We start from the raw sequence: 24,327 nt of genomic DNA, 5'->3' as shown, positions 1-24,327 counted from the left end.
GGGGGCCTTCGTCGTCGCGGGTCAGCGCTGCGGCGTCAACAGCAGCCCGGCGAGCGGCGGGATCGTGAGCGTCGCCGACGCGGGACGGCCGCCGAACGGCTCGTCGGTGGCATGCACCGTGCCGAGGTTGCCGACGCCCGAGCCGCCGTACTCCGTCGCGTCCGAGTTCACGATCTCCGTCCACGCGCCCGCCTCCGGCAGGCCGATGCGGTAGTCGTGCACGGGCTTGCCCGAGAAGTTGTGGATCGCCGCGATGGGCCTGCCGTCGTGGCCGTGCCGCAGGAACGCGACGACGTTGTCGGACGAGTTGCCGCCGTCGACCCACTCGAAGCCCGCCGGCTCGGAGTCGCGGCCCCACAGCGCCTCGTGCTCGCGGTAGACGCGGTTGAGGCGGCCGACGAGGCGCAGCAGGCCCTGGTGGGCCGGCTGGTCGAGGATCCACCAGTCGAGCCCGCGCGCCTCGCTCCATTCGCTCGGCTGCCCGAACTCCTGCCCCATGAAGAGCAGCTGCTTGCCGGGATGCGCCCACATGAACGTGAGGTAGGCGCGCACCGACGCGAGCTGCTGCCAGTGGTCGCCGGGCATCTTGCCCAGCAGCGAGCCCTTGCCGTGCACGACCTCGTCGTGGCTGATCGGCAGCGTGAAGGCCTCCGAGAACGCGTAGAGGAACGAGAACGTGATGTCGTGGTGGTGGTGCGACCGGTACATGGGGTCGACCTGCATGTACCGGAGCGTGTCGTGCATCCAGCCCATGTTCCACTTCAGGCCGAAGCCGAGGCCGCCCTGGTCGGTGGGGCGCGTGACGCCGGGCCACGACGTCGACTCCTCGGCGATCATGACGATGCCGGGGCAGCGCCGGTAGGCGGTGGCGTTGACCTCCTGCAGCAGCGAGATCGCCTCGAGGTTCTCGCGACCGCCGTGCTCGTTCGGCAGCCATTGGCCCTCGGCGCGCGAGTAGTCGAGGTAGAGCATCGACGCGACGGCGTCGACGCGCAGGCCGTCGACGTGGAACTCCTCGAGCCAGAACACGGCGTTCGCGACGAGGAAGTTGCGCACCTCGCTGCGGCCGAAGTCGAACACGTTCGTGCCCCAGTCGAGCTGCTCGCCGCGTCGCGGATCGCCGTGCTCGAACAGCGGCGTGCCGTCGAAGCGCGCGAGCGCCCACTCGTCCTTCGGGAAGTGCGCGGGCACCCAGTCGACGATGACGCCGTACCCGGCGCCGTGCAGGCGATCGATGAGGTACTTGAGGTCGTCGGGATGCCCGAATCGGCTCGTCGGCGCGTAGTAGCCCGTGACCTGGTAGCCCCACGAGCCGCCGAACGGGTGCTCGGCGAGCGGCAGGAACTCGACGTGGGTGAAGCCCGTCTCGTCGAGGTAGGCGATGAGCGGATCGGCCATCTCGCGGTACGACAGGCCGGGTCGCCACGAGGCGAAGTGCATCTCGTAGACCGACATGGGTCCCGTGTGCGGGTCGGACTGCGCGCGTGCGCGCATCCACTCGTCGTCGCTCCACTCGAACGTCGAGACGCCCGTCTTCGACGCCGTCGCCGGCGGCACCTCCGTGAATCGCGCGAACGGGTCGGCACGACGCACCCAGCCGTCGGCGGTGAGCAGCTCGTACTTGTACGCGTCGCCGGGGCCGACGCCGGGCACGAAGAGCTCCCAGATGCCGCTGACGCCCATCGAGCGCATCGCGTGCCCGGTGCCGTCCCAGCCGTTCGCATCGCCGATGACCCGCACGGCGCGGGCGTTGGGCGCCCAGACGGCGAACGACGTGCCCGCGACGCCCTGGTGCTCGCGCACATGGCTGCCGAGCATCTCCCACGCCTGCTCGTGCCTGCCCTCGTGCCACAGGTGCGCGTCGAGCTCGCCGACGGTCGGCAGGAAGCGGTACGGATCCTCGGCCTCGTGCGCGACGCCGTCGTCGTACGTCGTGCGCACGCGGTAGGCGGCGACGGGGCCGGGCACCGTGCCCTCCCAGACGCCGTGGGCGACGTGCGTCAGCGGCACGGCATCCGCACCCTCCGGCAGCGCCTCGACGGTGGTCGCCAGGCGACGCACGACGCGCACGACGTGGTCGTCGCCGTCGGGATGCGCACCCAGCAGGTCGTGCGGTGCGGGATGCGAGCCGCTCGCCAGCTGGTCGAGGGTCGCGTCGTCGATGGTCGTCATGGGTGCCTCACGTGCAGGATGTGGACGGGCTCGACGAAGGCGTCGAGGCGCACGAACGCGTCGTCGCCCCATTCCCACACCTGGTCGGTGACGAGGTCGTGGACCTCGAACGTGGAGCCGGGCTCGAGGCCCAGGGCGGCGAGGTCCAGGTGCACCATCGTCTGCCGCACCGAGTGCGGGTCGACGTTCGCGACGACCACGATGGTGTCGGGCTCGCCCGAGGGCGTGAAGCGACCGTCGAGGTGCTTCGAGAACACGAGCACGCCGTCGTCGTCGCTCCAGTGCACCGTGAGGTTGCGCAGCTGCTGCAGCGCGGGATGCTCGGAGCGGATGCGGTTGAGGCGCGTGAGGTAGGGCGCGATCGAGGTGCCCAGGCGCTCGGCCCGTGCCCAGTCGCGCTCCTTGTACTCGTACTTCTCGTTGTCGACGTTCTCCTCGGAGCCCGGGCGTGCGACGTCCTCGATGAGCTCGTAGCCGGCGTAGACCGCCCACGACGGCACGGCCGTCGCGGCGATCGCGGCACGGATCTTGTAGGCCGGCACGCCGCCGAACTGCAGGAACTCCGTGAGGATGTCGGGCGTGTTCGTCCAGAAGTTCGGCCGGAACCACGCCGCCTGCTCGCCCGACACCTCCGCGAGGTACTCGGCGAGCTCGTCCTTCGTGTTGCGCCAGGCGTAGTACGTCACCGACTGCTGGAAGCCGACCTGCGCGAGCGTCTGCATCATCGCGGGGCGCGTGAACGCCTCGGCGTGGAACATCACGTCGGGGTGCCGCTCGGTCATCGTCGCGATGACCCACTCCCAGAACCACACGGGCTTCGTGTGCGGGTTGTCGACGCGGAAGATCTGCACGCCGCAGTCGACCCACTGCTCGAGCAGCCGCACGGTCTCGTGCGCGATGCCCGCGGGGTCGTGGTCGAAGTTGATCGGGTAGATGTCCTGGTACTTCTTCGGCGGGTTCTCGGCGAAGGCGATCGTGCCGTCGGGCAGCTGCGTGAACCAGTCGGGGTGCTCGGTGACCCACGGATGGTCGGGCGCGCACTGCAGCGCGAAGTCGAGCGCCACCTCGATGCCGTGCCTGCCGGCCTCGGCCACGAAGTCCCTCAGGTCGTCGATCGTGCCGAGGTCGGGGTGGATGGCGTCGTGCCCGCCGTCCTTCGAGCCGATGGCCCATGGGCTGCCGGGGTCGCCCGGTGCCGGCGTCAGCGTGTTGTTCGGCCCCTTGCGGTTCACCTCGCCGATCGGGTGGATCGGCGGCAGGTACAGCACGTCGAAGCCCATGGCGGCGACGGCCGGGATGCGCTCCTTCGCGGTCTGGAAGGTGCCGGACACCCATCCGTCCGCCGTCTTGCGAGCGCCCTCGGATCGGGGGAAGAACTCGTACCAGGAGCCGACGAGCGCCTTCGTGCGCTCGACCTTCAGCGGCACCTCGTCGGAGGTGGACACGAGCGCGCGCGGCGGATGCTCCTGCAGCTGCGCGCGCACCGTCGGCGTGGTCGCGGCGGCCCAGCGGTCCTGGGGCGTGCGCGTCTCGTCCCGCAGCGCGGCGGCGACCTCGGCGAGGCTCGCGGGGCCGTCCGCGTCGGCGATCGAGCGCTCCATGAGGCGAGCGCCGATCTCGAGCATGAGCTCGACGTCGATGCCGGCGCCGATCTTGATCTCGGCGTCGTGCAGCCACGTGCCCCAGTCGTCGCTCCAGCCCTCGACGTGCCAGGTCCACATGCCCTGCTCGTCGATCGCGGCGAGCGCCGAGTAGCGGTCGGTGCCGGGGGCGACGAGGCGCATGGCCTCGCGATGCACGGCGCCCGAGGGCGCCGTGAGCACGAGGGTCGCGCCGATCTGGTCGTGGCCCTCGCGGAACACGGTGGCCGAGAACGGCACGACCTCCCCGACGACGGCCTTCGCGGGATGCGGCGAGCCGGGCACGACGGGGAAGAGATCGCGCACGGGGATGCGCCCGGTGTGCACCTGCGTGCGGGGATCGGGCGCGGCGGCGGGGGCCGCGGTCGTGGCGCTCGCGGCCGGGCGCGGTGCCGACGGCGGCAGCGGCGTCGACGCGTAGGCGGGCGGCGTCGGAGCCGAGACGGGCTCGACCGCGGGCGCGGACGTCGCGGGGACGGCCGTCGCGTCGGTCGCCGGAGGAGCCTGCGGCGCGGGCGGGGCCGGCGGCGCGGCCGGCGTCGCCGGCTGCGCAGGCGGCAGCGGCGTGCTCGGCTCGGCGGGCACGCTCGGCTCGGCGGGGACGCTGGGCTCGGCGGGCACCGGAGGCAGGCTCGATGCGGCGGTCGTCGCCGTCGACGCGGGGCGCGGTGCCGAGACCGGGCGCCGCAGGCCGAGCGTGGGCTTCGGCGGCTCGACGAGCGCGGGCGGGTCGGCGGGCGCGGGGTCCGCGTCCGTCGCCGGTGGCTCGACGAGCGACGGCCTCGGCGGCTCGACGAGCGCCGGCGGCTCGACCGGCGGCTCCTGCGCCGTCACGGGCTCGGGTGCTGCTGCCCGAGACGGCACGGCCGCATCCTCGGGCTTCCTCCTGCTGAACGCGCCTCGGCGCTTCTCCTTCGCCACGGAGCCCACGCTATCGAAGCCGCGCATCCGTCCGATCACCGTCTCGGGGGATCGCGGGTCGCCATCGCCTGTGCTATCTCCGCGTCGCTACGCTGCACACGTGAAGGCCATCCGCACGTTCACCGTCCGATCGTCGCTGCCGGAGTCGCTGCGCCCGCTCGAGGCGCTCGCCACGAACCTGCGATGGTCGTGGCACGAGCCCACCCGCGAGCTGTTCCGCGAGGTCTCCCTCGACGCGTGGCGCGGCGCCGGGCACGACCCCATCCAGCTGCTCGGCCGCGTCGGCCAGGAGCGCATCGCCGAGCTCGCGGCCGACGAGGGCTTCGTCGGACGCGTGCACGCGCTCGCGCAGGACCTCGACGACTACCTGTCGCAGGCGCGCTGGTACCAGTCGCTCGACGGCGCGCCCCGGTCGATCGGCTACTTCTCGCCCGAGTTCGGCATCACCAGCGCCCTGCCCCAGTACTCGGGCGGCCTCGGCATCCTCGCGGGCGACCACCTGAAGGCGGCGAGCGACCTCGGCATCCCCATCGTCGGCGTCGGCCTGTTCTACCAGGCGGGCTACTTCCGCCAGGCGATCTCCGCCGAGGGCTGGCAGCAGGAGTCCTACCCGGTGCTCGACCCCGACGGCCTGCCGCTCACGGTGCTGCGCGACGACGACGGCGTGCCCGTGCTCGTCACGCTCGCGCTGCCGGGCGACCGCACGCTGCACGCGCGCATCTGGGAGGCACGCGTCGGCCGCGTGCCGCTGCTGCTGCTCGACACGAACGTCCGCGAGAACGCGCCCGAGCTGCGCGGCGTCGCCGACCGTCTCTATGGCGGCGGCGGCGAGCACCGCCTCGTGCAGGAGCTGCTGCTGGGCATCGGCGGCGTGCGCGCCCTCGCCGCCTACGCCGAGCGCACGGGCGGCGAGATGCCCGAGGTCTTCCACTCGAACGAGGGCCACGCCGGCTTCCTCGGGCTCGAGCGCATCGGCGCGCTCGTCGCCGAGGGCCTCTCGTTCGCCGAGGCGCTGCGCGTCGTGCGTGCGGGCACGGTCTTCACGACCCACACGCCCGTGCCCGCCGGCATCGACCGCTTCGACGCCTCCCTCGTGCGCGCCCACTTCGCGACCGGCGAGCTCGTGCCGGGCATCGACGCCGACGACGTGCTCGCCCTCGGCGCCGAGGAGACCGAGGGCGTGTTCAACATGGCGCATCTCGGCTTCGCGCTCGCGCAGCGTGCCAACGGCGTCTCGCGGCTGCACGGCAGCGTCTCGCGCGAGATGTTCGGCGCGCTCTGGCCGGGCTTCGACGCCGACGACGTGCCGATCGGATCGGTGACGAACGGCGTGCACGCGGCGACGTGGACGTCGCCGCACCTCAAGCGCCTCGCGGCCGAGGTGCTCGGCGCGAGCGACACCACCAAGGCGGACTGGGGCTCGGAGGCGCTCGCCGACGACATGCTGTGGGCCGTGCGGCGGGACATGCGCCAGCAGCTCGTGACGGAGGCGCGCACGCGCACCCGGCGCCAGCATGAGCGCAACCAGGGCGCCGCGCCCGCGTGGATCGACCGCCTGCTCGACCCCGACGTGCTCACGATCGGCTTCGCACGCCGCGTGCCGACGTACAAGCGCCTCACCCTCATGCTCCACGACCGCGAGCGCCTGCGGGCGCTGCTGACGCATCCCGAGCGCCCCGTGCAGCTCGTGATCGCGGGCAAGTCGCATCCCGCCGACGAGCAGGGCAAGCAGCTCATCCAGGAGCTCGTGCGGTTCGCGCAGGATCCCGCGGTGCGCGAGCGCATCGTCTTCCTCGAGGACTACGACATCTCGATGGCGAAGACCCTGTACCCGGGCTGCGACGTCTGGCTCAACAACCCGCTGCGGCCGCTCGAGGCGTGCGGCACGAGCGGCATGAAGGCGGCGCTGAACGGCTCGCTCAACCTGTCGATCCTCGACGGCTGGTGGGACGAGCACCACGACGAGCAGAACGGCTGGGCGATCCCGTCGGCCAACGAGCGCGTGGATGCCGCGACGCGCGACGCGCTCGAGGCGACCGCGCTGTACGACCTCGTCGAGCATCAGGTCGCTCCCCGCTTCTACCTCCGCGACGAGCGCGGGCTGCCGCGCGACTGGATCGCGTCGATCCGGCACACGCTCGAGACGCTGAGCCCCGAGCTGAGCGCCGAGCGCATGCTGCAGCAGTACGTGCGCGACCTCTACGCGCCCGCCGCGCTGGCCGAGCGCGCCGTGTCGGCCGACGGGTACGCGCCGGCGCGCGAGCTCGCGGCGTGGACGACGCGCGTGCGCGAGGGCTTCCAAGATGTGCGCGTGCTCCACGTCGAGATCGACGGCGTCGACAGCCCGCCGGTCGTGGGCGACTCGATCGACGTGCGCGCCTACGTCGAGCTGGGCGCGCTGGAGCCCGACGACGTGCGCGTCGAGGTCGTGGGCGGGCTGATGGCCGACGGGGGAGAGCTGCACGACACGCGCACGTTCGCCCTGGCGCACGAGGGTGCCTCGGCGTCGGCCGACCGCTTCGCCGCGACGCTGCCCGTGCTGCGCGCGGGCACCTTCGGCTACGCCGTGCGCGTCGTGCCGGCGCACGACCTGCTGGCGTCGCCCGCCGAGCTCGGCCTCGTCGCCGTCGCGGGCTGAGGTCCGATGGTCCCCGAGGGCGTCGGCCCCATCGATCGCCGACCCATGACCCCGCGGCGGCGCCGTGCGCGCGCGTTGCTCCTCCTCATCGTCGGCAGCCTGCTGACGATCATCGGCGTCGGCGGACTCCTGCTCGCAGGACTGCAGGGGAGGCTCGGCGAGGTCGGCGGCGTCCGCAGCGTCCCGATCTGGCTGAGCATGTCGGTCGCTGTGGCCTTCGGCGCGCTGCTGCTCTGGGCGGGCGTGCGGCTGCGCGCACGGGGCAGCGTCGAGGCGGAGTGACGCGGCTCGCCGCGGGCTCGCGTCAGCCGATCGTCGGCGGCGGGGGAGGCGGCGGCGTCGAGCGCGAGCGCATGACCACGAGCTCGGCCTCGGGCTCGCCCGACTCCGGCACGCCATCCACGCGGTAGACGCGCAGGCTCATCGGCTGCACCGTCACGGTGTCGCCCGGCACGTGCACCTCGCCGTCGTGGCGGTCGTCGGCGCTCGACCACAGCAGCTCGAAGGCCTCGACGCCGTCGGCGTTCGGCAGCGTGACCTGCGCGTCGCGCGTCGAGCCGTGCAGCATCACGAGCACGCGCGAGTACGGCTCGTCGATCGGCGTCGACTCCGCCATGTACTGCACCGTGCGGTCGTGCGCGTGCTCCCAGTCCTCGATCGTCATGGGCGCGCCGAACGCGTTGAACCACTCCATCCGGCTCGAGCCGGCGACGCGGTAGTCGTCGCGACCGAACTCGAGGGGGCGCAGCGCGGGATGCTCGCGGCGCAGGCGGATGAGCCTGCGCGTCTGCTCGAGGAACTCGTCCTGCCACGGCTTGCGCATCCACGGCATCCACGTGAGCGCCGAGTCGATGCAGTAGGCGTTGTTGTTGCCGCGCTGCGTACGCCCGAACTCGTCGCCGGCGGTGAGCATGGGGATGCCCGCCGACACCAGCAGGGTGCCGAGCACGTTGCGCATCGACCGACGCCGGTCGAGCTGCACGTCCACGTCCTCGGTGCGGCCCTCGACGCCGTGGTTGTAGGAGCGGTTGTCGTTCGTGCCGTCGCGGTTGTCCTCGCCGTTGGCGAGGTTGTGCTTCTCGTCGTAGCGCACGAGGTCCGTGAGCGTGAAGCCGTCGTGCGCCGTGACGAGGTTGACGCTCGCGAGCGGACCGCGGCGACCCGTGAACGATCCCTGGCTGCCCGAGATCGCGTGCGCGATCGGGCCGACCGACGTGCTCGCCGCCTCGCCGTGTCGCAGCCGGCGGTGGTCGGCGAGCCAGAACTCCCGCACGCGGTCGCGGTACCCGTCGTTCCACTCGCTCCAGCCGTCGCCGAACTGGCCCACCTGCCAGCCGCCCATGCCCACGTCCCACGGCTCGGCGATCATCTTCACGCCGCGCAGCGTCGGATCCGTCGCGATCGCGCGCAGCAGCGGATGGTCGGGTGAGAACGACGCATCCTCGCCGCGCCCCAGCGTGACCGCGAGGTCGAAGCGGAAGCCGTCGATCTGCACGTCGTGCGCCCAGTAGCGCAGGCTGTCGAGCACGAGCGCCTGCGCCGCCGGCAGCGAGTAGTCGACGGTGTTGCCGCAGCCGGTGACGTCGATGTAGTGGCCCTCGTCGGTCTGCCGGTAGTACGAGGCGTCGTCGATGAGGCGCAGGCTCTGCGCGGGGCCGCCCGGGCCCTCCTCGGCCGTGTGGTTGTAGACGACGTCGAGGTACACCTCGAGGCCCGCCTCGTGCAGCAGGCGCACCATGCCCTTGACCTCGCGCAGCACGCCGCCCGTGCCGTCGAGGCGGTTGGCGCGCGACGCGTAGTCGCTGTGCGGCGTGAGCCACGAGAGCGTGTTGTAGCCCCAGTAGTTGACGCGACCCTGGCCGAGCAGTCGCTGCTCGGAGAGGAAGTAGTGGATGGGCAGCAGCTGCACCGCCGTCACCCCGAGGTCCTTGAGGTACGCGATGGTGCTGGGATGCGCGAGGCCCGCGTACGTGCCGCGCAGCTCCTCGGGCATGTGCGGCGACAGCTGCGTGAGGCCCTTGACGTGCGCCTCGTACACGACGGTCTCGTCCAGCGGCGTCCCCGGGCGCCTCGAGTCCCCCCAGTCGAAGGTCGAGTCGATGACCGTCGCGCGATGGTCGCCGGAGCGCGTGCGCTGGATGCCCTTCGCATGCGGCGGGAGGGCGTGCCGGCTCGCGTCGAAGCGATGCGTCGGCCCGGTGGGGCCGTCGACGCCGATCGCGTAGGCGACGCCCGGCTGCAGCAGGTCGGACTCCACGCTCCACACGTCGTCGTCGCCCTTGGTCATGGGGACGCGGTCGGTGACGCGGTCGAGGTCGTGCGCGTCGAAGAGGCGCAGCTCCATGGCGGTCGCGCTGCGCGACCACACGCGCAGGCCGTGGCCCCGATCGGTCTGCCGGAGACCGAGGTCTCCGACGAACCGATCCATGCTCCATAGGCTAGGCGACGCCATGCGGTACCTCGACCACGCTGCCACGACGCCTCTGCGGCCGTCGGTGCTGGCAGCCATGGCCGACGCGCCGGCGCTCGCGAATCCCGCCTCCACGCATCGCGCGGGGCAGCGGGCCGCGGCCCTGCTCGAGGAGGCTCGCGAGCGCATCGCCGACGCGCTCGACGCGCACCCGACGGAGGTCGTGCTCACGTCGGGCGGCACGGAGTCGACGAACCTCGCCCTGCAGGGCATCGCGCGCGTGCGCCCCGGAGCGCTCGTCGTGCCCGATGGCGAGCACCACGCGACGCTCGACACCGCCGAGGCGCTCGCGGCTGCCGGACGCGAGGTGCGCTGGGTGCCGATCTCGTCGACCGCCGTGGTGGATGCCGACGCCTTCGCCGCCGCGCTCGACGGGGCGGCGCTCGCGACGGCGCTGTGGGTGTCGAACGAGATCGGCACCGTGCAGGACGTCGCAGGGCTGGCGGCGTCGGCGCGGTCGGCCGGCGTGCCGATGCACGTGGATGCCGTGCAGGCGCTCGGGCACGTGCCGGTGTCGGCGCGGTCGCTGGGGCTGTCGTCGTCGGGAGCGACGACGATCGGGCTCTCGGCGCACAAGGTGGGCGGACCCGTGGGCGTCGGCGTGCTGCTCGTGGCCAGGGATGCGCCGATCGCGCCGATCGTGCACGGCGGCGGGCAGCAGCGCGGGCTGCGCTCGGGCACGCAGGACGTGCTCGGCGCCCACCTCGCGTCGATCGCGATCGCCGAGGCCGTGGCGGAGCTGGAGGCGGAGTCGTCGCGCCTGGCGGGGATGCGCGATCGCGTGCTCGCAGCGGGCGTGGCAGTGCCGGGGGTCGTGGCGACGGCGCCCGCGGATGCACGCGCGCCGCACATCGCGCATCTCGCCCTCGCCGACGTCGACGCGGAGACCGTCGTCTTCGCGCTCGACCGCCTCGGCTTCGCCGTGTCGAACGGCTCCGCCTGCACCGCCGGCGTGCAGGAGCCGTCGCATGTGCTGCGCGCCATGGGGCTGGGGCACCTCGCGCCGCTGCGCGTCTCCCTCGGCCGCTCCACGACGTCCGACGACGTCGACGCCCTCTGCGCCGCCCTGCCCGCCGCGATCGCGACGGCGCGGGCGGCGTCGGCGTAGGCGGCGCATCCGCATCCATGACTGGTCGCTCGTGGCGGCGACTGGTCGCTCGATACGACTGACTGGTCACTGGTGGTCGCAACGAGCGACCACTCCCGACCACGAGCGACCAGTCACGGCTTCGGAGGGACGCGCACGGCTCGGTACCGTGGACGCATGCAGGTGCTCGCAGCGATGTCGGGTGGCGTCGACTCCGCCGTCGCCGCTGCGCGCGCCGTCGAGGCTGGGCACGACGTCGTCGGCGTGCACCTCGCCCTCAACCGCAACGCGGGCACGCTGCGCACCGGATCCCGCGGCTGCTGCACCGTCGAGGACGCGATGGATGCGCGCCGCGTCGCCGACCGGCTCGGCATCCCGTTCTACGTGTGGGACTTCTCGGAGCGGTTCCAGGAGGAGGTCGTCGACGACTTCCTCGGCGAGTACGCCGCGGGCCGCACGCCGAACCCGTGCCTGCGCTGCAACGAGCGCATCAAGTTCGCAGCCCTGCTCGACCGGGCGATCGGCCTCGGCTTCGACCGCGTCGCCACCGGCCACTACGCACGCGTCGTCGACACGGCATCCGGGCCCGAGCTGCACCGCGCCGCCGACTGGGCGAAGGACCAGTCGTACGTGCTCGGCGTGCTGACGACCGACCAGCTCGCGCACTGCATGTTCCCGCTCGCCGACACCCCGTCGAAGGCGGAGGTGCGCGCCGAGGCCGAGCGCCGCGGCTTCACCGTGGCCAGCAAGCCCGACAGCCACGACATCTGCTTCATCCCCGACGGCGACACCCGCGGGTTCCTCGCCGAGCGGCTCGGAGATGCGCCGGGTGCGATCGTCGAGCGCGACGGCACCGTCGTGGGCGAGCATGCCGGCGCCCACGGCTTCACGGTCGGGCAGCGCCGCGGCCTGCACCTCGGCGTGCCGAGCCCCGACGGACGCCCGCGCTTCGTGCTCGAGGTCAAGCCGGCGACGCGCGAGGTCGTCGTGGGTCCGCGCGAGGCGCTCGCGGTCGTCGAGCTCGGCGGCCGTCGCGTCTCGTGGGCGGGGGAGCGGCACCCGGGCCTGGATGGGGCGACGTCGGATGCGGGCCTCGCGGTCGAGGTGCAGATCCGCGCGCACGCCGATCCCGTGCCCGCGACCGCGTTCCTCGTCGACGACGAGCTCGTCGTGCGCGTCGACGCGCCGCTCTCGGGCGTCGCCACGGGCCAGTCGGCCGTGCTGTACCTCGGCACGCGCGTGCTCGGCCAGTGCACGATCGACCGCACGGTCGCCGCGGAGCCCGCGCCCGTCTGAGGCATCGCCGACTGGTCGCTCGTGGCCGGGATCGGTCACTCGTGGCAACCACCGGCGACCAGTCGATCGCCACTGGCGACCAGTCGATCGCCACGAGCGACCAGTCGTCACCACGAGCGACCGGTCGATGGTCGAGGGCGGTCGCCGGATCCGGCAAGGGGCCGGATCCCTGTGGGCGGTTCGCGGCAGGATGGGGGCATGACGACGACGCTCGACGCGGCCAACGACCGCGCACAGCAGCTCCGCGAGCAGATCGAGCGGGCACGCGACGCCTACTACCAGCAGGACGCCCAGGTGCTCTCCGACGCCGACTACGACGCGCTCGTGCACGAGCTCGAGGCGCTCGAGGCCGAGCACCCCGAGCTGCAGTCCCAGGACTCGCCGACGCAGACCGTCGGCGGCACGGTCTCGGCGCTCTTCGACCCCGTCACGCACGCCGAGCGCATGCTGAGCCTCGACAACGTCTTCTCGGTCGAGGAGCTGCGCGAGTGGGCGGCGAAGACCGTCGCGTCGGCGGGCCGCGAGGGCGCGTGGCTGTGCGAGCTGAAGATCGACGGCCTCGCCATCGCGCTGCGCTACGAGCACGGCGTGCTCGTCTCGGCCGCGACGCGCGGCGACGGCCGCGTGGGCGAGGACGTGACCGAGAACGCCCTGCGCGTCGCGGGCATCCCGCGCGAGCTCTCGGGCTCCGGGCATCCCGCGCTCGTCGAGGTGCGCGGCGAGGTCTTCATCCCGTCCGCCGAGTTCGAGGCGCTCAACGAGCTGCAGGAGCGGCTGCGCGCGCGCCAGCTGGAGCTCACCCGCGAGCGGTGGGAGTCGCGGCCCGCGGCGAGTCGCGGCGAGTTCGACGAGCAGAAGGCCATCGACTCCGCGCTGCGCCGCTTCCCGGCGTTCGCGAACCCGCGCAACGCCGCATCCGGCGGCCTGCGGCAGCAGCTCGACAAGAAGGACGGCCTCGACCGCGAGGCGGGCGACGCGCGCGTGCAGGCACTGCGCCTCTACGTGCACGGCATCGGCGCGTGGCAGGACCCGCCCGTCGCGACGCAGTCGGAGGTCTACGGCCTGCTCGCCGACTGGGGGCTGCCGACGAGCCCGTACCTGCGCGTCGTCGACGACGTGGATGGCGTCGTCGAGTTCGTCGAGCAGTACGGCCGCGAGCGGCACTCGGTCGAGCACGAGATCGACGGCATCGTCATCAAGGTCGACGAGCTCGCGCTGCACGACGAGCTCGGCGCCACCAGCCGCGCGCCGCGCTGGGCGATCGCGTACAAGTACCCGCCCGAGGAGGTGCACACGAGGCTCGTCGACATCGTCGTGAGCGTGGGCCGCACGGGTCGCGCGACGCCGTTCGCGATGATGGAGCCCGTCAAGGTCTCGGGATCGGTCGTGCGCCAGGCGACGCTGCACAACCAGGACGTCGTCGTCGCCAAGGGCGTGCTCATCGGCGACATCGTCGTGCTGCGCAAGGCGGGCGACGTCATCCCCGAGGTGCTGGGCCCCGTCGCCGAGCTGCGCGACGGCTCGGAGCGCGCCTTCGTCATGCCAAAGGACTGCCCCGACTGCGGCACCGAGCTGCGCCCCATGAAGGAGGGCGACATCGACCTGCGGTGCCCCAACGCGCGGTCGTGCCCCGCGCAGGTGCGGGGCCGCGTCGAGCACATCGGCAGCCGCGGCGCGCTCGACGTCGAGGCGCTCGGCGAGGTGACCGCCGCCGCGCTGACGCAGCCGTCGGTGCCCGAGCAGCCGCCGCTCGTGACGGAGGCGGGGCTGTTCGGCCTCGCGCTCGACGACCTCATCGGCATCGAGGTCATCGTGCGCGACGGCGAGACCGGCGAGCCCAAGCGCGACCCCAAGACCGACGAGGTCTCGCGCCGCACGCCGTTCCAGCGCAACCCGACCGCCGCCGAGCGCAAGGAGGGCCTCGAGGGTCCGCAGCCGTCGAAGCAGGCGACGACGCTGCTCGCAGAGCTCGAGCGTGCCAAGACCACCGACCTGTGGCGCCAGCTCGTCAGCCTCAACATCCGCCACGTCGGCCCCGTGGCCGCGCGGGCGCTCGCTGGATGGTTCGGATCGCTGCAGGCGATCGAGGATGCGACGCGCGAGCAGCTCGCCGAGGTCGAGGGCGTCGGCCCGATCATCGCCGACGCCGTCAAGGACTGGCTCGAGGTCGACTGGCACCGCGAGATCGTGGAGCAGTGGCGCGCCGACGGCGTGCGCTTCGCGACGCCCGACCACCCCGGTCCCGGCGCGGCGGCGGCAGCGGGCGGCGTGCTCGCGGGCCTCACGGTCGTCGCCACCGGATCGCTCGAGGGCTACTCCCGCGAGGGCGCGCAGGAGGCGATCATGGCCGCCGGCGGCAAGGCTGCCTCGAGCGTCTCCAAGAAGACCGACTACGTCGCCGCCGGCCCCGGGGCGGGATCGAAGCTCACGAAGGCCGAGGCCCTCGGCGTGCGCATCATCGACGCCGCGCAGTTCCACCTGCTCGTCACCGAGGGACCGGGCGCCATCGCGCTGCCCGAGGACGCCGCGGCCGACGAGACCGCGGAAGACGACACCACCGAGACGACGGAGGCCTGATGGACGCCATCGCCCTGCTGCAGGAGCTGTACGGACGCATCCCGGGGGAGGTGCAGCGTGCCGTCGAAGGGCTGACGCCCGAGCAGCTCGTCGCTCGCCCCGCCGAGGGCGCGAACAGCATCGGCTGGCTCGTGTGGCATCTCGCACGCGTGCAGGACCACCACGTCTCGGAGCTCATGGGCGAGGTCGGCGCGGGCGCGGACGGCGTCGGCGCCGAGCAGGAGTGGATCTCGGGCGACTGGGCGCACCGCTTCGGTCGCGAGCCGGACGCCGACGACACGGGCTACGGGCACGACGCGGACGACGTCGCCGCCGTGCGCCCCGAGTCCGTCGACGCGCTGCTGGGCTACTTCGCCGCCGTGCACGCGCGCACGATCGGCTACCTCGAGTCGATCGGCGCCGGCGACCTCGATCGCGTCGTCGACGAGCGGTGGGACCCGCCCGTCACGCTCGCGGTGCGACTCGTGAGCGTCGCCGACGACGACATCCAGCACGCGGGCCAGGCGGCGTACGTGCGCGGGCTGCTGGGCGCATGACCCCCAGCGGCGCATGATCCGCAGGCTCGCGATCGAGGGGTACCGGTCGATCCGATCCCTCGTCGTCGACCTCGAGGCCCCCACGGTCGTCACGGGTGCGAACGGCAGCGGCAAGTCGAACCTCTACCGGTCGCTGCGCCTGCTCGCCGACTGCGGCGAAGGGCGGGTCATCGCATCGCTCGCCGCCGTCGGAGGCCTGGATGCCGTCCGCTGGGCCGGTCCCGAGCAGGGCTCCTCGCAGGGGCGGGCCGTGCAGGGCACGGTCCGCTCGGGACCCGTCTCGCTGCGCCTCGGCGTCGCGACCGACGAGCTGGGCTACGCGATCGACCTGGGCATCCCGGTCGCGGGGCGCAGCGCCTTCGACCTCGATCCCGAGATGAAGCAGGAGCACGTCTTCGCGGGCAGCGATCCGCGCCCGGCCGGCGTGCTCGTGGACCGCAAGCGCGGGCTCGCGCGCATGCGCGGCGACGGCGGATGGCAGCAGCTCGCCGCCGGCATGCATCCGTGGGCGTCGGTGCTCGACGAGCTCGCCGGGCACGCGGAGGCGGCAGAGCTCGCGGGCGCGCGCCGGATGCTCCGCGGCTGGCGGTTCCACGACGCGCTGCGCACCGACCGGTCGGCGCCCGCGCGGCAGCCGCAGGTCGCGACGCGTGCCGTGCGCCTCGACGACGACGGCGCCAACCTCGCGGCGGTGCTGCAGACGGCGATCGAGGCGGGCTGGGACCGCGAGGTGCACGCCGCCGTCGATCGCGCGTTCCCGGGATCGCGGCTGCTGCTGCCGATGGCTGACGGCCGCATGAGCGTCGCGCTCGAGCAGCCAGGGCTCCTGCGGCCGCTCGCCGCCCCCGAGCTCTCCGACGGCACGCTGCAGTACCTGCTGCTCGTCGCCGCGCTGCTCTCGGCGGAGAAGCCGACGCTCGTGGTGCTCAACGAGCCCGAGCGCAGCCTGCACGTTGACCTCGTCGAGCCCCTCGCCGCGCTCGTGCAGCAGGCGGCGGAGGCGACGCAGGTCGTGGTCGTCACGCACCAGCAGCGGCTCGCCGACGCTCTCGGCGGCGCGCGCATCGAGCTCGAGAAGCACGACGGCGAGACGCTCGTCGCAGGCCGCGAGGGACCGCTCGACGTGCCCGCGTGGCACTGGCCCACTCGCTGACGCTCGTAGCCTTGGGGCATGAGCGTCCACGCGAGCGTCAGCGCGGCCTTCGGTGCCCAGGCGACGATCGACGGCACCGAGTCGATCCACCCGTACTCGCTCGTCTGGTGGGCGCGTGTGCACGGGCCGGACGGCGACGTGCGCGCCGTCGTGAAGCGCACCTGGGGATCGGCGCAGCCCGCGCTCGAGGCGTGGCAGCGGGCCCTCGTGGCGCACGGCATCCGCACCGTCGAGCCGCTGCTGCCGCCCGTCGCGATCGACGTCGTCGACGACGACGGCGAGCAGCGAGTCGAGTCGTGGGTGGCGTACCCGCGGTTGCACGGACGCGCGTGGGACGGCTCCGTCGACGACATCCGTTCGGCGGGTCGGCTGCTCGGCGCCATGCACGCGGTCTCGGCCGACCTCGCGATCGACGGCTTCCCGCCGTTCGAGTGGGGCTCGGATGCGGCGGACTCGATCGCGGACGACGTGGAGGCGCTGCGCGCATCGGCCGCCGAGCACTGGCCGAGCGCAGACGCCGAGCCGTGGGTCGCGGCGCTCGAGCGCTTCCCGGCGACGCTCGCGACGGTCCGCGCCGCCCGGCTGCCGCACATGCCCGTCTCGCTCGACCACCGAGCGTCGAACCTGCTGTTCGACGCCGAGGGCGCGCTCGCCGTCGACCTCGAGAACGCAGCGCTCGCGCCTCGCATCCTCGACCTGGCGGTCGCGGTGCTGCTGTTCCCGCTGGAGCACGCCGGCTGCGCGGGCCGGGCGCTCGCACGCGACGAGTGGCTCGCCTTCCTCGCCGGCTACCTCGAGCGCGCCCAGCGGCTCGACGACGCCGAGCGTGCGCTGTGGCCGACGGCGATCGAGTACATGCTGCTCGAGTGGGGCACGTGGCATCTCACCGAGGGCGTCGAGACGGAGCCGGCGAACCTCGCCTACCTCGAGGATCTGCTGACGCTCGATCCCGCGAGGTACGCGCTGCCCTGACGGGACGCCGTGCACGCGGTCTGCGACGACCGACGTCAACCCCGAGCACGGCGGACGGCGCCGCCGTAGCGTGGCTCCAATGACCACGCATCGGCACGACGTCCTGGTGATCGGCGCCGGCAACGGCGGACTCGCGACGGCGGCGAGGTTGCGCAGGCGCGGCTGCGCCGACGTGGGGCTCGTCGAGCCGTCGCTGCGGCACGTCTACAAGCCGCTGCAGAACTACGTGGGGCTCGGGCTCGCCGATGCGCGCGAGCTGTCGCGGCCGCAGGCCGACCTCATCCCCGACGGCGTCACGTGGCACCGCACGGCGGCCGTCGCGGTCGATCCCGTCACGCGCATCGTGACCTGCGCCGACGGCACCGAGGTCGCAGGCGGCGACGTCGTGGTCGCGCCGGGCGCGAGGCTCGACTGGGATGCGATCCCGGGCGCCGCGGACGCGGTGCAGCGCGGCATGGCGATCTCGACGTTCGACGACGCGCTGCTCGAGCGCGCGTGGGAGCGCATCCGCACGCTCGAGCGCGGCACGGCGATCTTCACGCTCCACGGACAGCCGGCGTCGGGCAGGGAGACGGCGCTCAAGCCGCTGCTGCTCGCCTGCGACCTGTGGCGCCGCGAGGGCGTGCGCGACGCGATCGACGTCATCCTCGTGCACGACGAGGCGCGGCTGCATCCCGTCTCGGCGATCGAGGCGGAGTGGTGGCGCCATCTCGACGACGCGGGCGTCGACGTGCGCACGGGCGTGCGCGTCGCCGCGGTCGAGGGCGACGACGTCGTGCTGGCCGGGGCCGGCGGCGACGAGCGCCGTCGCGTCGACCTGCTGCACCTGCTGCCGCCCTACGTCGCCGCCCCCGTCGTGCAGGCGTCGGGCCTCGACGCCCCGGGCACCGGCGGCTTCGTCGACGTCGACCCCGACACCCTGCGGCACCGAGCGCACCCGCGGGTGTGGGGCATCGGCGACGCCGCAGCGCTCGGCGACGCGCGCACGGGCGGCGCGCTCCGCTCGCAGACGCGCATCGTCGTCGAGAACATCCGCCATGCGCGAGCCGGCGAGGAGCTCGAGCGGTACGACGGCTCGACGGTCGCACCCGTCGCGACCGGCGCGGGCCGTCTCTCGTTCGCGGAGTACGACCGCAGCGGCGCGCTGCGGCGGTCGCTGCCGGTGCGGGCGCGCGACCAGCTGCGCGCGCACCGTGCCTGGTACGTGCTCGACCGGCACGTGCTGCCGCAGGTGTACTGGCACGGCATCCTGACGGGACGCGTGTAGCGGCGCACGACGGCTCGACGCACGACGCCCCGCATCCGGCGTGGATGCGGGGCGTCGTGCGTTCGCGACGCGTCGCTCAGCCGCGCGCGGCCGCGAGCGCGCCGGCGAGGCGCGCGCCGGCGGCGGTCGCGTGCTGCTCGGCGGCGATGCGGCGCTCGTCGGCGAGCGGCCGCAGCTCGTCCATCGCCGGGTTGACGCCTGCGAGCGTCAGGTCGCGCTGCACGACCTCGAGGTCGAGCCCCCACACGTCGCGCAGCGCGCGCTCGAGCCAGCCGGTCGAGTGGTCCCAGCCCTCCTTGGGCGTGCCGGGCGCGTACGAGCCGCCGAGCACCGTCACGAGCACCGCGGGCGTGCCGGCGAGGCCCGTCGCGCCGGGTCCGATGCGCGGGTCGGCGTAGGCGAGGTCGAACCACGTCTTCGCGTGCTGCGAGACGCCGTAGTTGTACAGCGGCACCGTGAGCAGGATCGCGTCGGCGCCGAGCAGCTCGTCGGCGAGGGTCGCGGCGAGCTGCCGCGCCTCGCGCTGGAGGTCGGTGCGGTCTGACTCGGCGGTGAAGCCCTCGGTGATGGCCGCGCCCCAGAGGTCGGCGGCGATCGGCGCGGTGCCGATGTCGCGGCGACGCACCTCGCCGGCGGGATGCGCGGTCGACCAGGCGGACTCGACGAGGTCGCCGAGCGCGCGGCTCGCGGAGGTCGCGGGCATGATGCTCGCGTCGAGACGGAAGAGGGACATGCTGCTCCTTGGATCGCGAGGATGCGCGTCTCGCGCATCCGTAGTCGCTCAGAAAAGCAGAGCGACTTGGACGACCGTAGCAGAAGTACGATGGAGGCGTGATCGAGCCGACCGCCGACCCGCACGTGTGCGACGCCGCGATCACGCGCGCGTTCTCGGTGCTGGGCAAGCGCTGGAACGGCATGCTGCTGCGCGTGCTCGGCTTCGGTGCGGGCTCGTTCGCCGAGCTGCGACGCGCCGTGCCCGGCATCAGCGACACGATGCTCGCCGACCGGCTGGCCGAGCTCGTCGGTGCGGGGCTCGTCGACCGCGTCGTCGAGCCCGGGCCTCCCGTGTCGGTGCGCTACGCGCTGACCGACGCGGGCGAGCGGCTCATGCCCGTGCTCGACGACCTCGGGCGCTGGGCGAACGAGAGCCTGGCGCGCGAGGCGGCGTCGACTCGCTAGCCTGACCGCACCCACGGAAGGCGCCCGCGTGACCGACATCGACATCCGCCCCCTGCCCGCGATGCGCATCGCGGCCGCCACCGACGTCGTGCCCGCCGATGCGGTCTCCGGGGTCGTGGAGGCGCTGTTCCAGGAGGTGCAGGCGGTGTTCGGTCACGCGCCGGGCGCCCAGGACGTGCCGATCGCGACGTACGCGAGCGAGGGCGATCGCATGCGCGTCGCGGCGGGCTACCTCGTCGGCATGCTCGTGCCCGAGGGGCTCGAGAGCGTCGAGCTCGATGCCGAGGAGCAGGTGGCGACGATCGAGCATCGTGGACCCATGGCGGGGGTGCGAGCGACATGGAGCACGCTGCACGACGCGATCGCCGAGCGCGGGCTCGTGCCGAGCGGCGTCGCACGGGAGCGGTACGTGCGCGCCGTCTCCGCCGATCAGGGCGACTGGATCGTCGAGCTGCAGCAGCCGGTGCGCGCCGCCTGACGGCGCGGCGCCCGGCCCGCGCCGACCTGCGCGCGGCCGTTCAGAACAGGGGAGCGGGCGCGTCGACCGGCTCGACGGGACGTGACGGCAGCTGCTGCGCGCCGCGGCGCGGTGCGTTGGCGACGAAGTTCGTGCCCGTGCCGTCGGCGACCCGCGAGCGCAGGAGCCCGTGCCGGCGTGCGAGCGGCGTCGTGCGCGCACGCAGCCAGTCCCGGTAGTCGTGGCACGCGTACGCCCCGCCGCCGTAGATGCGCCGGTACTGGTCGACGAGGTGCGGATGCTCGGCCTCGAGCCACTGCAGGTACCATTCGCGCGCCCCCGGCCGCAGATGCAGCGACGACGTGGCGACGCCCGTCGCGCCCGCCTCCGCGATGGCCGCGTACGCCCGCTCGAGGTGCGCGCGCGTGTCGGTGAGCCCCGGCAGCACCGGCATGAGGAAGACCTCGCAGTCGAGGCCCGCCTCGCGCACGGCCCGCACGGTCGCGAGTCGGGCGGCCGTCGACGGCGTGCCCGGCTCGACCGACTGCTGCAGGGCGTCGTCGAACACCGCGATCGACATGGCGATCGAGACCGGCACCTCCTTCGCGAGCTCGGCGAGCAGCGGCACGTCGCGCCGCAGCAGCGTGCCCTTCGTGAGGATGGCGATGGATGCGCCGTGCTCCGCGAGCGCGCGCAGGATGCCGGGCATGAGTCGGTAGCGACCCTCGGCCCGCTGGTACGGGTCGGTGTTGGTGCCGAGGTGCACGCGGTCGACGTCGCGTCGCGTCGTGCGCAGCTCGCGCTCGAGGACCTCGACGACGTTGGCCTTCACGACGATGCGCGAGTCGAAGTCCCGACCTGCGTCGAGGTCGAGGTATCGGTGCGTGTCGCGAGCGAAGCAGTAGACGCACGCGTGCTGGCAGCCGCGGTACGGGTTGATGGTCCACGCGCCGCCCATGACGCCGCCGCCCGCGACGTGGTTGAGGGCGCTGCGCGCCGTCACCTCCAGGAACGCCATGCCGTCGAACCCGGGCGTCGGCCAGGACTCGAGCGTCGCGCCGCGCTCCTCGAGCCCGGGCAGCGCGTCGGCGTCGACGTGCGTCGTCTGCTGAGCCTCCCACCGCATGGCAGCGATTCGAACACACGTTCGAACGCAGCGCAACCCGCCACGCCGAGCCGCGCACGCAGCCAGGGCATCGCGCGGACGATGAGACTTCCCTCATCGGGGTCTCACGCGCATCTCGCGTGCGTCGCCGACCGTGGAGCGCATGACCTCGCTCGCCATCGCCTCCGCCGCACCGCGGATCGTCGTCGGCCGCATCGTGCGCGCCGCGGCGGTCGCTGCCGCCGGGCTCGGGGCCCTCGCCGCGACGACGGGCTGGACCCTCGACCAGCGGCTCGTCGTCGCTGGCCTCGCCGCCGCGACGATCGCGTGGATCGCCACGCGCGTCGACGACGCCGTCGTGGCGCTCGCGGCGATGGTCGGGCTCGCGCTCGTCGGCGCCATCCCCGTCGACGCGGCGTTCGGCGCGCTCGGCGACCCCACGATCTGGCTGCTCGTCGGATCGTGCATGCTCGCGGCCGGGCTCACGTCGTCGGGCGTCGCCGAGCGCGCCGCCGTCGCGCTCGTGGGGCGCGCCCGCACCGTGCGCGGACTGTGGCATCGCACGACGATCGCGCTCGTCCTCACGACCTTCGCCGTGCCGGCGACGAGCGGCCGCGCGGCCCTCGCGATGCCCGTGTTCCGCAGCATCGCCCTCGCGCTGCCGACGGCGCACCAGCGCGCGCTCTCGTTGCTCTTCCCCGCCGTCATCCTGCTCTCGGCGTTCGCGTCGATCCTCGGCGCCGGCGCGCACCTCGTGGCCGCGAGCCTCGTGGAGGCGGCGACGGGCACGACGATCTCGTTCCTCTGGTGGCTGCTGCTCGGCGCACCCGTCGCGATCCTCACATGCGTCGCAGCGACGGAGATCGTGCTGCTCGGCTGGCTCACGCGCGCCGAGCGCGCGATCCCGGTCGCGCACGTCGCCGCCGCCGTGCGCGACGCGAGCCACCGGCACGGCCGCTCGATGTCCGCCGCCGGCGTGCGAGCCCTCGCGCTGCTCGCCCTCGTCATCGCGCTGTGGCTCTCGGAGCCGCTGCACGGCATCCACCCCGCCCTCGTCGCGATGACCGGGGGCGTCGCAGCCGTGCTGCCCGTCGTCGGCACGACGACGCCGCGGGATGCGTTCGCGGCGGTGCCGTGGTCGCTGCTCGTCTTCCTCGCCGCGACCCTCGCGCTCGGCACGGCGCTCGTCACGACCGGTGCCGCGGACCGCATCGCGCAGGCATCGCTCGGCGCGCTGGGCGGCGCGCATCCCGCGCTCGTGCTCGTCGCGATCGTCGCCGCATCGGCGGCAGCGCACCTCGTGGTGCAGTCCCGCACGGCGCGGGCGACCGTGCTGCTGCCCATCGTGCTCGTCGTCGCGCTCGGCGCCGGCATCAACCCCGTGTCGGCCGCCCTCGCGTCGACGGCCGCCGCCGGCTTCTGCCTCACCCTCACGTCGTCGGCGAAGCCGGTGGCGATGTTCGCGTCGGTGCCCGGCGTCGCGACGTTCGACCGCGCGAGCCTCGTCGCGCTCGCCGCCGCCACCGCCCCGATCGTCGTCGGCGTCGTGCTGCTCGCCGCCGTCTGGCTGTGGCCGGCGCTCGGCGTGCCCCTCGAGACCCCCGTCGCCCTGCGCGGCACCCGATGAAGGAGTCCACCATGACGTCCACCGCCCCCACCGTGCTCGTCGCCCCGAGCGGGTTCAAGGAGTCGCTCGACGCCGACGTCGTCGCCGACGCCATCGCCGAGGGCGTGCGCCGCGTGCTGCCGCACGCGACGGTGCGCACCGTGCCGCTCGTCGACGGCGGGGAGGGCACGGCGGCGGCGCTCGTCGCCGCGACGGGCGGCCGCATCGTGCGTCGCACGGTCGTCGGCCCGGTCGGCGAGCCGATCAAGAGCCATCTGGGCATGCTCGGCGACGGCACGACCGCCGTCGTCGAGATGGCTGCCGCCGCAGGGCTGCGGCTCGTGCCGCGCGACCGGCGCAACCCGCTGCGCACCACGACGTACGGCGTCGGCGAGCTCATCCGCGCCGCGCTCGACGAGGGGGCGACGCGCATCCTCGTCGGCTGCGGCGACTCGGGCACGTCGGATGGGGGAGCCGGAGCGCTGCAGGCGCTCGGCGCTCGCCTGCTCGACGAGCGCGGTCGCGAGCTCGGCCTCGGCGCCAGGGCGCTGCGCGACCTCGACCGCGTCGGCCTGTCGCAGCTCGATCCGCGACTGGCCGACGTGGGCATCACGGTCGCGTGCAACCCGACGAACGTGCTCACCGGGCCGCGCGGCGTCGCCCGCGTCTTCGGGCCGCAGAAGGGCGCGAGCCCCAAGCAGGTCGAGCGCCTCGCACGTGCGCTGAAGCACTGGGCGCGCACGCTCGAGCACGACGTGCCGGCCGCCGCGGCGATCGACCTGCGGCACGGGCTCGGCACGGGTGCGTCGGGTGGGCTCGGCGCCGGGCTCGCGGCGATCGGCGCGACGCTGCGACCGCGCTTCGACGTGCTGCTCGACCAGACCGACCTCGACGCGGCCATGGCGGACGCCGACCTCGTCATCACGGCCGAGGGCTCGATCGACGGGCAGACGCCGCGTGGCAAGGTGCCGGCCGAGGTCGCGCGCCGTGCCTCGGAGGCCGGCGTGCCCGTGCTCGCCCTCGCAGGCACGATCGGCGCGGACGCGAGCTGCGTGCACGCGATCGGCATCGACGCCGTGCAGGGCATCCTGCCCGCGCCGATGGACCTCGCGGAGGCATGCGAGCGCGGCGCGGAGCTCGTGGCCGACGGCGCGGAGCGCGCCCTGCGCACCGTGCTGCTCGGTGCGTCGCTGTCGTCGGCGCTGGCCCCGCAGCACGACCGACGGCACGCAGCCGCCGCGTAGGCTGACC

Annotated in this window: 18 protein-coding genes; 13 read left to right on the top strand and 5 right to left on the bottom strand. The window is 73.7% G+C overall.

Annotated elements, in window-relative coordinates; all coding sequences use genetic code 11:
- Window positions 1–21: 21 nt before the first annotated feature.
- Window positions 22–2,172 (bottom strand): 1,4-alpha-glucan branching protein GlgB, encoded by a 2,151-nt coding sequence (glgB, locus tag FS793_RS03500; RefSeq protein WP_144718526.1) that lies wholly within the window; start codon window positions 2,170–2,172, stop codon window positions 22–24.
- Entirely contained in the window at window positions 2,169–4,217 is a 2,049-nt protein-coding gene (locus tag FS793_RS03495; protein ID WP_440130455.1) for an alpha-1,4-glucan--maltose-1-phosphate maltosyltransferase, read from the bottom strand. The genes glgB and FS793_RS03495 overlap by 4 nt, the downstream gene beginning before the upstream one ends.
- Before the next feature lie 616 nt (window positions 4,218–4,833).
- On the opposite strand from FS793_RS03495, the gene glgP reads away from it, so the two are divergent.
- Together glgP and FS793_RS03485 are read left to right on the top strand one after the other, a co-directional pair.
- The gene (glgP, locus tag FS793_RS03490; protein WP_144718521.1) at window positions 4,834–7,371 is read left to right on the top strand and encodes an alpha-glucan family phosphorylase; all 2,538 of its coding nucleotides are present in this window, start codon (window positions 4,834–4,836) and stop codon (window positions 7,369–7,371) included.
- Window positions 7,372–7,416: 45 nt separating this feature from the next.
- Window positions 7,417–7,653, top strand: coding sequence for a hypothetical protein (locus FS793_RS03485; RefSeq protein ID WP_144718518.1), 237 nt, complete (start codon window positions 7,417–7,419; stop codon window positions 7,651–7,653).
- A gap of 22 nt (window positions 7,654–7,675) precedes the next feature.
- Here FS793_RS03485 and glgX read toward each other — a convergent pair whose 3' ends face one another.
- Window positions 7,676–9,799: a glycogen debranching protein GlgX gene (gene glgX, locus FS793_RS03480; protein WP_144718515.1), complete on the bottom strand. Its 2,124-nt coding sequence runs from the start codon at window positions 9,797–9,799 to the stop codon at window positions 7,676–7,678.
- A gap of 22 nt (window positions 9,800–9,821) precedes the next feature.
- On the opposite strand from glgX, the gene FS793_RS03475 reads away from it, so the two are divergent.
- The 7 genes from FS793_RS03475 (at window position 9,822) to FS793_RS03445 (ending at window position 18,729) form a co-directional block, all read left to right on the top strand.
- A complete protein-coding gene (locus FS793_RS03475; protein ID WP_144718512.1) occupies window positions 9,822–10,949 on the top strand; it encodes a cysteine desulfurase family protein in 1,128 nt (375 codons plus the stop codon).
- 156 nt (window positions 10,950–11,105) lie between these two features.
- A complete protein-coding gene (mnmA, locus tag FS793_RS03470) occupies window positions 11,106–12,224 on the top strand; it encodes a tRNA 2-thiouridine(34) synthase MnmA (protein WP_144718509.1) in 1,119 nt (372 codons plus the stop codon).
- Window positions 12,225–12,422: 198 nt separating this feature from the next.
- Entirely contained in the window at window positions 12,423–14,801 is a 2,379-nt protein-coding gene (ligA, locus tag FS793_RS03465) for an NAD-dependent DNA ligase LigA (RefSeq protein ID WP_144718506.1), read from the top strand.
- Window positions 14,801–15,337 (top strand): mycothiol transferase, encoded by a 537-nt coding sequence (locus FS793_RS03460; RefSeq protein WP_144718504.1) that lies wholly within the window; start codon window positions 14,801–14,803, stop codon window positions 15,335–15,337. Before ligA ends, FS793_RS03460 begins: the two co-directional genes overlap by 1 nt.
- Window positions 15,338–15,350: 13 nt before the next feature.
- Window positions 15,351–16,490 carry an AAA family ATPase gene (locus FS793_RS03455; protein WP_144718502.1) on the top strand — a complete coding sequence of 380 codons (1,140 nt, stop codon included), beginning with the start codon at window positions 15,351–15,353 and terminating at the stop codon, window positions 16,488–16,490.
- An 18-nt stretch (window positions 16,491–16,508) separates the two neighbouring features.
- Window positions 16,509–17,462: a phosphotransferase enzyme family protein gene (locus tag FS793_RS03450; RefSeq protein ID WP_144718500.1), complete on the top strand. Its 954-nt coding sequence runs from the start codon at window positions 16,509–16,511 to the stop codon at window positions 17,460–17,462.
- Between the two features lie 79 nt (window positions 17,463–17,541).
- Window positions 17,542–18,729 carry an NAD(P)/FAD-dependent oxidoreductase gene (locus tag FS793_RS03445; RefSeq protein WP_144718498.1) on the top strand — a complete coding sequence of 396 codons (1,188 nt, stop codon included), beginning with the start codon at window positions 17,542–17,544 and terminating at the stop codon, window positions 18,727–18,729.
- 76 nt (window positions 18,730–18,805) lie between these two features.
- Here the strand turns inward: FS793_RS03445 and FS793_RS03440 are convergent, their stop codons facing one another.
- Complete coding sequence (locus tag FS793_RS03440; RefSeq protein ID WP_144718496.1) at window positions 18,806–19,462, bottom strand: FMN-dependent NADH-azoreductase; 657 nt, start codon at window positions 19,460–19,462, stop codon at window positions 18,806–18,808.
- Window positions 19,463–19,560: 98 nt separating this feature from the next.
- On the opposite strand from FS793_RS03440, the gene FS793_RS03435 reads away from it, so the two are divergent.
- Together FS793_RS03435 and FS793_RS03430 are read left to right on the top strand one after the other, a co-directional pair.
- Complete coding sequence (locus FS793_RS03435) at window positions 19,561–19,908, top strand: winged helix-turn-helix transcriptional regulator (protein WP_260980000.1); 348 nt, start codon at window positions 19,561–19,563, stop codon at window positions 19,906–19,908.
- A 28-nt stretch (window positions 19,909–19,936) separates the two neighbouring features.
- A complete protein-coding gene (locus tag FS793_RS03430) occupies window positions 19,937–20,386 on the top strand; it encodes a GyrI-like domain-containing protein (protein WP_144718494.1) in 450 nt (149 codons plus the stop codon).
- A gap of 40 nt (window positions 20,387–20,426) precedes the next feature.
- Here the strand turns inward: FS793_RS03430 and FS793_RS03425 are convergent, their stop codons facing one another.
- Complete coding sequence (locus FS793_RS03425) at window positions 20,427–21,491, bottom strand: Rv2578c family radical SAM protein (RefSeq protein WP_144718493.1); 1,065 nt, start codon at window positions 21,489–21,491, stop codon at window positions 20,427–20,429.
- Window positions 21,492–21,633: 142 nt separating this feature from the next.
- Here FS793_RS03425 and FS793_RS03420 point away from each other — a divergent pair, with 142 nt between their 5' ends.
- Together FS793_RS03420 and FS793_RS03415 are read left to right on the top strand one after the other, a co-directional pair.
- Window positions 21,634–23,097 carry an SLC13 family permease gene (locus tag FS793_RS03420; protein WP_144718492.1) on the top strand — a complete coding sequence of 488 codons (1,464 nt, stop codon included), beginning with the start codon at window positions 21,634–21,636 and terminating at the stop codon, window positions 23,095–23,097.
- An 11-nt stretch (window positions 23,098–23,108) separates the two neighbouring features.
- Complete coding sequence (locus FS793_RS03415) at window positions 23,109–24,320, top strand: glycerate kinase family protein (RefSeq protein ID WP_144718491.1); 1,212 nt, start codon at window positions 23,109–23,111, stop codon at window positions 24,318–24,320.
- The last annotated feature ends 7 nt before the right edge of the window (window positions 24,321–24,327 follow it).

Origin of the sequence: Agrococcus jejuensis (assembly GCF_007679035.1) — a bacterium.
Taxonomy (GTDB): domain Bacteria; phylum Actinomycetota; class Actinomycetes; order Actinomycetales; family Microbacteriaceae; genus Agrococcus; species Agrococcus jejuensis_A.
Note: the sequence above shows the minus strand (reverse complement) of the source record. Positions and strands in the feature narration are given on the sequence as shown.

Bases quoted from the DNA above. Each gene is read 5' to 3' on its own strand.
- FS793_RS03440 (WP_144718496.1), bottom strand. From the start codon at position 19,462: ATGTCCCTCTTCCGTCTCGACGCGAGCATCATGCCCGCGACCTCCGCG.
- FS793_RS03485 (WP_144718518.1), top strand. From the start codon at position 7,417: ATGACCCCGCGGCGGCGCCGTGCGCGCGCGTTGCTCCTCCTCATCGTC.
- FS793_RS03450 (WP_144718500.1), top strand. From the start codon at position 16,509: ATGAGCGTCCACGCGAGCGTCAGCGCGGCCTTCGGTGCCCAGGCGACG.
- FS793_RS03425 (WP_144718493.1), bottom strand. From the start codon at position 21,491: ATGCGGTGGGAGGCTCAGCAGACGACGCACGTCGACGCCGACGCGCTG.
- mnmA (WP_144718509.1), top strand. From the start codon at position 11,106: ATGCAGGTGCTCGCAGCGATGTCGGGTGGCGTCGACTCCGCCGTCGCC.
- FS793_RS03415 (WP_144718491.1), top strand. From the start codon at position 23,109: ATGACGTCCACCGCCCCCACCGTGCTCGTCGCCCCGAGCGGGTTCAAG.
- glgX (WP_144718515.1), bottom strand. From the start codon at position 9,799: ATGGATCGGTTCGTCGGAGACCTCGGTCTCCGGCAGACCGATCGGGGC.
- FS793_RS03460 (WP_144718504.1), top strand. From the start codon at position 14,801: ATGGACGCCATCGCCCTGCTGCAGGAGCTGTACGGACGCATCCCGGGG.
- FS793_RS03455 (WP_144718502.1), top strand. From the start codon at position 15,351: ATGATCCGCAGGCTCGCGATCGAGGGGTACCGGTCGATCCGATCCCTC.
- glgB (WP_144718526.1), bottom strand. From the start codon at position 2,172: ATGACGACCATCGACGACGCGACCCTCGACCAGCTGGCGAGCGGCTCG.
- FS793_RS03420 (WP_144718492.1), top strand. From the start codon at position 21,634: ATGACCTCGCTCGCCATCGCCTCCGCCGCACCGCGGATCGTCGTCGGC.
- FS793_RS03475 (WP_144718512.1), top strand. From the start codon at position 9,822: ATGCGGTACCTCGACCACGCTGCCACGACGCCTCTGCGGCCGTCGGTG.
- ligA (WP_144718506.1), top strand. From the start codon at position 12,423: ATGACGACGACGCTCGACGCGGCCAACGACCGCGCACAGCAGCTCCGC.
- FS793_RS03445 (WP_144718498.1), top strand. From the start codon at position 17,542: ATGACCACGCATCGGCACGACGTCCTGGTGATCGGCGCCGGCAACGGC.